The sequence below is a fragment of the Alteromonas sp. AO-Serp genome (assembly GCF_017849675.1).
Classification (GTDB): Bacteria; Pseudomonadota; Gammaproteobacteria; order Enterobacterales; family Alteromonadaceae; genus Alteromonas; species Alteromonas macleodii.
The window spans coordinates 1-7,238 of record NZ_JAFLMX010000140.1 but is presented as its reverse complement, the minus strand read 5'-3'; the positions used below and the strand labels follow the sequence as shown (position 1 = coordinate 7,238).

The 7,238-nt window shown below is 45.1% G+C and carries 6 protein-coding genes and 1 pseudogene; 4 read left to right on the top strand and 3 right to left on the bottom strand.

All coding sequences use genetic code 11. The features are described from left to right. Nucleotides 1-39: 39 nt before the first annotated feature. A pseudogene (gene mutS, locus QVA83_RS10215) lies at nucleotides 40-2,397 on the bottom strand (DNA mismatch repair protein MutS); the annotation flags it as partial. 143 nt (nucleotides 2,398-2,540) lie between these two features. On the opposite strand from mutS, the gene QVA83_RS10210 reads away from it, so the two are divergent. The 4 genes from QVA83_RS10210 to QVA83_RS10195 all read left to right on the top strand — a co-directional run bounded on the left by QVA83_RS10210 (nucleotide 2,541) and on the right by QVA83_RS10195 (nucleotide 6,565). Then, nucleotides 2,541-3,080, top strand: coding sequence for a CinA family protein (locus QVA83_RS10210; protein WP_287498434.1), 540 nt, complete (start codon nucleotides 2,541-2,543; stop codon nucleotides 3,078-3,080). 120 nt (nucleotides 3,081-3,200) lie between these two features. Continuing rightward, nucleotides 3,201-4,247 carry a recombinase RecA gene (gene recA / locus QVA83_RS10205; protein ID WP_014948506.1) on the top strand — a complete coding sequence of 349 codons (1,047 nt, stop codon included), beginning with the start codon at nucleotides 3,201-3,203 and terminating at the stop codon, nucleotides 4,245-4,247. A gap of 316 nt (nucleotides 4,248-4,563) precedes the next feature. Next, nucleotides 4,564-5,385 carry an ABC transporter ATP-binding protein gene (locus tag QVA83_RS10200; RefSeq protein ID WP_061484952.1) on the top strand — a complete coding sequence of 274 codons (822 nt, stop codon included), beginning with the start codon at nucleotides 4,564-4,566 and terminating at the stop codon, nucleotides 5,383-5,385. Next, nucleotides 5,369-6,565 carry an ABC transporter permease gene (locus QVA83_RS10195; protein WP_156077992.1) on the top strand — a complete coding sequence of 399 codons (1,197 nt, stop codon included), beginning with the start codon at nucleotides 5,369-5,371 and terminating at the stop codon, nucleotides 6,563-6,565. The genes QVA83_RS10200 and QVA83_RS10195 overlap by 17 nt, the downstream gene beginning before the upstream one ends. 136 nt (nucleotides 6,566-6,701) lie before the next feature. Here the strand turns inward: QVA83_RS10195 and QVA83_RS10190 are convergent, their stop codons facing one another. Both QVA83_RS10190 and QVA83_RS10185 read right to left on the bottom strand, forming a co-directional pair. Continuing rightward, on the bottom strand, nucleotides 6,702-7,019 hold the full coding sequence (locus QVA83_RS10190) for an EscU/YscU/HrcU family type III secretion system export apparatus switch protein (RefSeq protein ID WP_014948509.1): 318 nt from the start codon (nucleotides 7,017-7,019) through the stop codon (nucleotides 6,702-6,704). Between the two features lie 11 nt (nucleotides 7,020-7,030). Continuing rightward, nucleotides 7,031-7,238, bottom strand: a 208-nt coding sequence (locus QVA83_RS10185; RefSeq protein WP_287498433.1) for a hypothetical protein, incomplete at its 5' end; no start/stop codon positions are given.

The window sequence follows — 7,238 nt, the reverse complement described above, 5'->3', positions numbered from 1 at the left end:
CTCTGAACCATTTTCCGAGCTGGTCATAAGGTGTGATCATTCCAACACAGAAAGCTTCTGTTGCGCCGCTTTTATAACCGCCTTACGTACGCCTGCAAGTTGGGCAACTTGTAAACCAAAGCTTTTGCTCGCCGCGCCTTCTGACACGGTATGCATGAAGCGTATGGTATCTTCAAACTCCATCGCGTCTAAGTGCACATTCACTACGCCACTTTGCGTTTCTGGAAGTTCAGTTAGTTCAAAGTAATGCGTGGCAAAAAGCGTATAAGCATTCAGCTGCTTTGCTAAATAACTTGCGCATGCCCATGCCAGTGACAATCCGTCATAGGTACTGGTACCTCGGCCTATTTCATCCATTAATACCAGAGAGTTTTCTGTAGCATTGTTGAGAATGTTCGCCGTTTCTGTCATCTCAACCATAAAGGTAGAGCGACCTGAGGCTAAATCATCTGATGCACCAATACGGGTAAAGATGCGATCAAGTTTTCCAATGTGTGCATTTTCTGCAGGCACAAAACTGCCGATACAGGCCAATAATGCAATGAGCGCGGTTTGGCGCATATAAGTTGATTTACCGCCCATGTTGGGGCCAGTTATAATCAGCATACGGCGCTCTGTGTCTAGCTGAAGCGGGTTAGCAATGAAGGGGTCTTTCATTACATTCTCAACAACAGGGTGGCGACCGGCATCATAAGTAAGCGCACATTCTTGACTCAAATGTGGTCGATACCAATCAAGGGAGACTGCGCGTTCGGCGAAACAGCACAGCACGTCAAGCTTGGCAAGCGCTGCGGCGGTTTCAATTAAGTTATTTAAGTATGGGGCAAAACTTTCGAACAAGGCTTCATAAAGCTGCTTTTCAAGAGCAAGTGCAGCACCCTGACTGCTTAGCACTTTATCTTCGTGCTCTTTAAGTTCTGGCGTTATATAACGTTCAGTGTTTTTAAGGGTTTGTCTTCGAATATATTCAGCAGGCGCTAATGCACTGTTGGCTCGGCTAATTTCAATAAAGAACCCGTGAACTTTGTTATAGCCCACTTTTAGCGTAGAAATGCCGGTGCGCTCGCGCTCACGTTGCTCCATAGCGTCTAGGTAGTCAGTAGCGCCTTGTGATAGCTTGCGCAGTTCGTCAAGCTCTGCGTTGTAGCCCTCGGCAATTACGCCGCCATCCCGTATTACCACTGGTGGGTTATCGATAATGGCATCGTTTAATAGGGCTTGAAGCTCAGGGTAAGTGCCAATGGTTTCGCTAATACTTCTGATTTGGCCTGTGTCGAATCGAGCTAGGGCATCTTGTAAGTCAGGCAGCGCATTAAACGCATTTTTTAGGCGAGCAAAGTCCCGTGGCCGCGCTGAACGAAGGGCTAAGCGCGCCATAATACGTTCTATATCACCAATGTGCTTTAACGCGGTGCGAATATCTTCAGGGTCATCATTAATAAACGTTTCAACAGCATCTAAGCGGCTGTGCAGTTCATGCTGGTCGGTTAAAGGCGAGTGAATAACACGCTGTAGCATACGACTACCCATGGCCGTAGTGGTGGTATCCATCACGCTGAACAGCGTATTTTCCTGTCCGCCCGACAAATTATGGGTAAGTTCTAGGTTTCTGCGGGTGGCAGCATCAAGCTGCACGCGGCTGTCTTGCTGTTCGGTCTGAATGCGGCGAATGTGAGGCAGAGCAGTGCGCTGGGTATCCTTTACATATTGTAAAACGCAGCCCGCTGCGCCTAAGCCTTTAGTGACGCCTTTTATTCCAAAGCCATCTAATGTTTTGGTTTCAAACTGTACGTTTAATTGCTCTGTGGCGGTATCAATGTCGAATTCCCATTCAGGACGGCGTCTAAGCCCTTTACGATTTTCAACCAGTGCCAAACTTTCAAACCCTTCAGGGTAAAGAAGTTCTGCTGGATTAATGCGCTGAATTTCAGCAAGTAGGCTTTCATCGCTGTCACATTCAAACACAACAAAACGACCGCTCGTAACATCTAGGGTTGCCAGGCCATAGTGCATACTGTGACCACAAACGGCGGCCAAGATATTATCGCGACGTTCTTCCAACAGCGCTTCGTCGGTGACTGTACCGGGCGTAACAATACGTTGTACCGCGCGCTCAACAGGGCCTTTACTAGTGGCTGGGTCGCCTACCTGTTCGCAAATGGCTACTGACTCGCCCATTTTCACTAAGCGTGACAGGTAGCTTTCCACCGCGTGATAAGGCACACCTGCCATCGGAATGGGTTCACCACCAGATTTTCCTCTGGCTGTTAATGAAATATCCAGTAATTCAGCAGCTTTTTTGGCATCGTCGTAAAACAACTCATAAAAGTCGCCCATGCGATAAAACAGTAAAATATTCGGATGCTGCGCCTTAATAGTCAGGTATTGGCGCATCATAGGAGTATGTGATTCCAAAAAATGCCTCTGCGAATTTGTTGCTGGGTTTAATGCCTGTTGAGGGGAATAAATGATAAACTCACGCCCACTAAGATCAAGCGAAGATCTGATAAAGCACAACAGGTGTAATTAGGTATATCCAAATGAGCACAACATTTTCAACTGATTCGACAGCAAACGCCACCCCTTTAACACTTGATAGCGCATTATCTGCGCAAGTCCATGTGTTGGGTGACGCACTCAGGAACAAAGGTTGGACCGTATCGAGCGCCGAGTCGTGTACGGGCGGAGGAGTTGCTTTTGCTTTTACCAGTGTGGCTGGCAGTTCTGATTGGTTTAACCAATCCTGGGTGACGTACTCTAATGACGCAAAGCAAAGCATACTGGGCGTAACAGAGCAGACGCTAAAAGAGTACGGCGCGGTGTCGAAGCAAACGGTGAAAGAAATGGCTGACGGCGTGCGCCGTAACAGCGGAGCGCAACTCGTTGTAACGGTTAGTGGCATTGCCGGTCCTGGCGGTGGTAGCAAAGAAAAACCAGTGGGCACGGTATGGTTTGGCTTTTTATGTGGAGAACACGAAGCGCAAATTAAACAGGTGTTTAGCGGCAATCGCGACGAAGTACGTCAACACGCTATTAGCTTTGCGATTACTCACTTAGTTAAAATGTTGAGTGAAAATTAAAAACACTGGTTGAAACTGTATGCTTGTACAGTATAGAATGTGATCATTATTTGGTAATTTCATACAAGATATGGAAAACACCAATACAGAATTTAACCGCAAATCCTAGAGGATACATACGTGGACGATAACAAATCAAAAGCTTTAACCGCCGCAGTTGGCCAAATTGAAAAGCAATTTGGTAAAGGCGCTATCATGCGTTTAGGCGATAACCAAGCCATGGATATTGAAGCGATTTCTACTGGCTCACTTACCATTGATATCGCTCTAGGTATAGGCGGTTTGCCATGTGGACGAGTTGTCGAAATCTACGGTCCTGAATCATCAGGTAAAACCACGCTAACGCTTCAAGTTATTGCTGAAGCGCAGCGCAAGGGTAAAACCTGTGCCTTCGTTGATGCGGAACACGCCCTTGACCCTGTATACGCTGAGAAACTAGGCGTAAACATTGATGAGCTATTGGTATCTCAGCCGGATACTGGTGAGCAAGCGCTAGAAATTTGCGACATGCTAGTACGCTCGGGTGCGGTAGATGTTGTTATTGTTGACTCGGTAGCAGCGCTTACACCTAAAGCTGAAATTGAAGGTGACATGGGTGATTCTCACGTTGGTCTGCAGGCGCGTCTAATGTCGCAAGCGTTGCGTAAGCTTACTGCAAACATCAAGCGTTCAAATACACTGTGTATCTTCATTAACCAAATTCGTATGAAGATTGGTGTTATGTTTGGTAACCCAGAAACTACAACCGGTGGTAACGCGCTTAAGTTCTACTCTTCTGTTCGTCTAGACATTCGCCGTATTGGTGCAGTGAAAGAAGGCGACGAGGTAGTGGGTAACGAAACTCGCGTTAAGGTAGTGAAGAACAAAGTTGCACCTCCGTTTAAGCAAGCTGAATTTATGATCCGCTACGGCGAAGGTATCAGCAAAGAAGCAGAGCTTATCGACCTTGGTGTTAAGCAAAAGCTAGTTGATAAAGCGGGTGCTTGGTATAGCTACAAGGGCGACCGCATTGGTCAAGGTAAAGCGAACGTAATGAAGTTCTTGAAAGAGAACCCTGAGATCGCAAACGAGATTGAAACTAAGATCCGCCAAGAACTTTTGCTTTCTAAAACAATGAAAGCAGAGGAAGCGGTACCTCAGCAAGAAGACGATGTGCTTCCTGAGTAAAATTAGCGCTTAACCGCATATTAAGAACCCACCGCTAGGTGGGTTTTTTTATGGCTTCATCAAAGGGTATATTAAGAAATATTTACTAACACTTAATGCAAGGCTGAAACTTGTACAACAAATAAAAACAAGGAATGCTGTAATAAATATTTGTAAGTACAGACTACTAGGGTGCAATGGCCATTACTGCCAAAGCTGGTTAGTACGCTAAAACAACTTTAAACAAATAGAACGGCATAATTTGCGGCTACAGCAAAGCAAGCCTACAACAATAATGAACGGTGCTACTGTTCACACGTGAGAAGAGGGAAGGGAAATGATTGAAATATCAGGCCTTGCTAAGCGTTTTGAGGTGGAGAACCCAAAAAAGCTTAGCGAACAGGAAAAAAAGGACCCGCGATTAAAAGGGCGCTATTTCCAGTCGGTAAGGGATGTGTCGTTTACGTGCGAAAAAGGACAGGTACTTGGGCTGTTAGGGCCAAATGGAGCTGGCAAAACAACTACACTTCGCATGCTTTCTACTGCACTAAAGCCTGATAGCGGAAAAGTTATCATTGGTGGTGAGGATGTGCTTTCTAACCCTAATATTGCCCGTAAAAAAATTGGCTTTTTATCTAGCTCAACGGGCCTTTATGGTCGTTTGAGTGGCCGAGAGAATATTAGCTACTTCGGTGAGTTGCACGGTATTCCAAAAAATGTGATTAACGCGCGTATTGAAGAGTTAGCTGATTTACTCGATATGCAAACCTTCCTTGATAGACGTGCCGAGAATTTCTCATCAGGGATGAAGCAAAAAGTTTCTATTGCTCGCGCTGTTATACACGAGCCTGAACTAGTGGTGCTTGATGAACCTACTACCGGCCTTGATATTATGGCAACGAGTACCGTGATGGAATTTATTCAGCGCCTTAAAGATAAAGGTACCCCGGTTATTTTCTCTACTCACCACCTTGATGAGGTGCAAACCCTTTGCGACAAGGTGACCGTGATTAACCAAGGTGAAACGGTATTTAACGATTCGCTAGCTGCCTTTAGCGCTTTGTCTGGTAATGCCGGGGCTGGCGGGCAAATGCATAAGAGCTTCCTAAAAACACTATCAATGGATTCTGAGGAGATGGGTAATGTGGTTAATCTTTAAAAAGGAATTCAAAGAACTATTACGGGATAAGAAAACCATCATATTCATGATTGGTTTACCGCTTTTATTATTCCCAGCTATTTTCGGTGTCGCGTTCTTTTTCATGAGTTCAGCGGCGGATAAAGCGGAAAATAAAATACTGAAATACGCGATAGTTGGTGAAGCTTACGCGCCAGCAATTGTACAGTCTTTTAACGACGCATCAGATAAATTCGAACCGGTTGCGATTGGCGATGAGACTGACTACGCCAAACTCATCAAAAACGAAACATTAGATTTTGTTTTGGTTATTCCCGAAACCTTTGATAGCGATGTTTTGCGTTCAGGTCAGCATAACATTGAGCTTTATCTCAACGATGCTGGTCTAAATAAGGTGATGGGGCGCGTATCCGACATCATTGATGAATATACCGATGCATTCCAACAAACCGCTTTTGCGCAGCTTAATCTAGATGAAACTCAGCAAGAGGCCTTGCTAAAGCCAATCAAGATAGAAAAGCAAAATGTCGCCGACGATCGCGAAGTGTGGGGTGAACGCTTAGGCGGTATGCTGCCATATTTCATCTTCATCTTGTGCCTTCAAGGCGCTATGGCCCCAGCGGCTGACTTAGGTGCCGGTGAGAAAGAGCGGGGTACATTAGAAACACTACTTATATCGCCCATGGACCGTCATAAGCTGGTACTGGGTAAATTCTTTACTATCGCTACTGCGGGGATAATTACTGCGCTTATTACCGTTTCTTCCATGGCTATATGGGGACTGGTGTTATCGCAAGGCATGGCCGTTGAGTTTGTGGTTAAGATCATGTCGATGATTGGTCTTGTGGACTTCCTGCTGATCTTTCTAATGTTGGTGCCAGTGGTGGCAGTTTTCGCCGCTATTCTACTATCACTTTCAATTTATGCTCGCTCGTTTAAAGAGGCGCAAAGCTACATGGGGTCGTTAATTATGGTGGTTATTTTCCCTGTAATTATAGCCATGATGCCTGGTGTAGAGCTTAAAGGCGGCTGGGTTTGGGTACCGCTGACTAACGTTGCCCTAGCGATGAAAGAGCTGTTCAAAGGTACCATGGACTACTTTGCACTCTTTGGCATATTTACGTCTACCGCAGTGATTGCAACCGGACTGATTTTCTTCTGTATCCATTGGTTTAATAAAGAAAAGGTTCTGTTTAGATAACAAAACTACTTATCTAGCATTCTTGTAACAAGCCCGCTAAACGCGGGCTTATTCTTTATTGAAGCAAGGCTTTTTTATGTGGTGGACAAAATTGATACTCGAAGTGAAGGTTCAATACACTTTAGTTTTGTGTTTACTACACTTCAAAGTCGATACGCTTGATAATTCCCTCCCAACCAGGAGGGATTTTTCCTTGAAGGACATAAGAATAGGCCAGCAACTCGGCAATTACATAATACAGCGATTCAGGGATATCCTGCCCCACATCAAGGGTAGCAAGGACTTCGCTTAAGTAAGGGTCTTCATGAATTAATATCCCGGTTTCTTCAGCCATGGCAATGATGGCTTCTGCCAAATCTCCATAGCCTTTGGCAACCACTTTCGGCGCATTTTTTTTATCGCCTCCGTCATATTTTAGGCCAATAGCGCGCTTTGTTTTTTGTGAATCAGTCATAAATTCCTCATCTACACCCTGGTTTCAAAGATCTGATGAGGGCGTGAGCTTAATGACTCCGGTATGTGTCCCCGTTGGTAACTGGTATTTTCTACAACTAATCCGAGGGAAGTAAGACGATTGTGTAAATAGGGTAGGGTATCGCCAATGCGCCTAAGTACTTCATAGTAGGATGCATATAAGTCTAAAGTAATAGTGGTTTTATCAATATTTGATTTC

Bases quoted from the DNA above. Each gene is read 5' to 3' on its own strand.
- QVA83_RS10210 (WP_287498434.1), top strand. From the start codon at position 2,541: ATGAGCACAACATTTTCAACTGATTCGACAGCAAACGCCACCCCTTTA.
- QVA83_RS10200 (WP_061484952.1), top strand. From the start codon at position 4,564: ATGATTGAAATATCAGGCCTTGCTAAGCGTTTTGAGGTGGAGAACCCA.
- QVA83_RS10195 (WP_156077992.1), top strand. From the start codon at position 5,369: ATGTGGTTAATCTTTAAAAAGGAATTCAAAGAACTATTACGGGATAAG.
- QVA83_RS10190 (WP_014948509.1), bottom strand. From the start codon at position 7,019: ATGACTGATTCACAAAAAACAAAGCGCGCTATTGGCCTAAAATATGAC.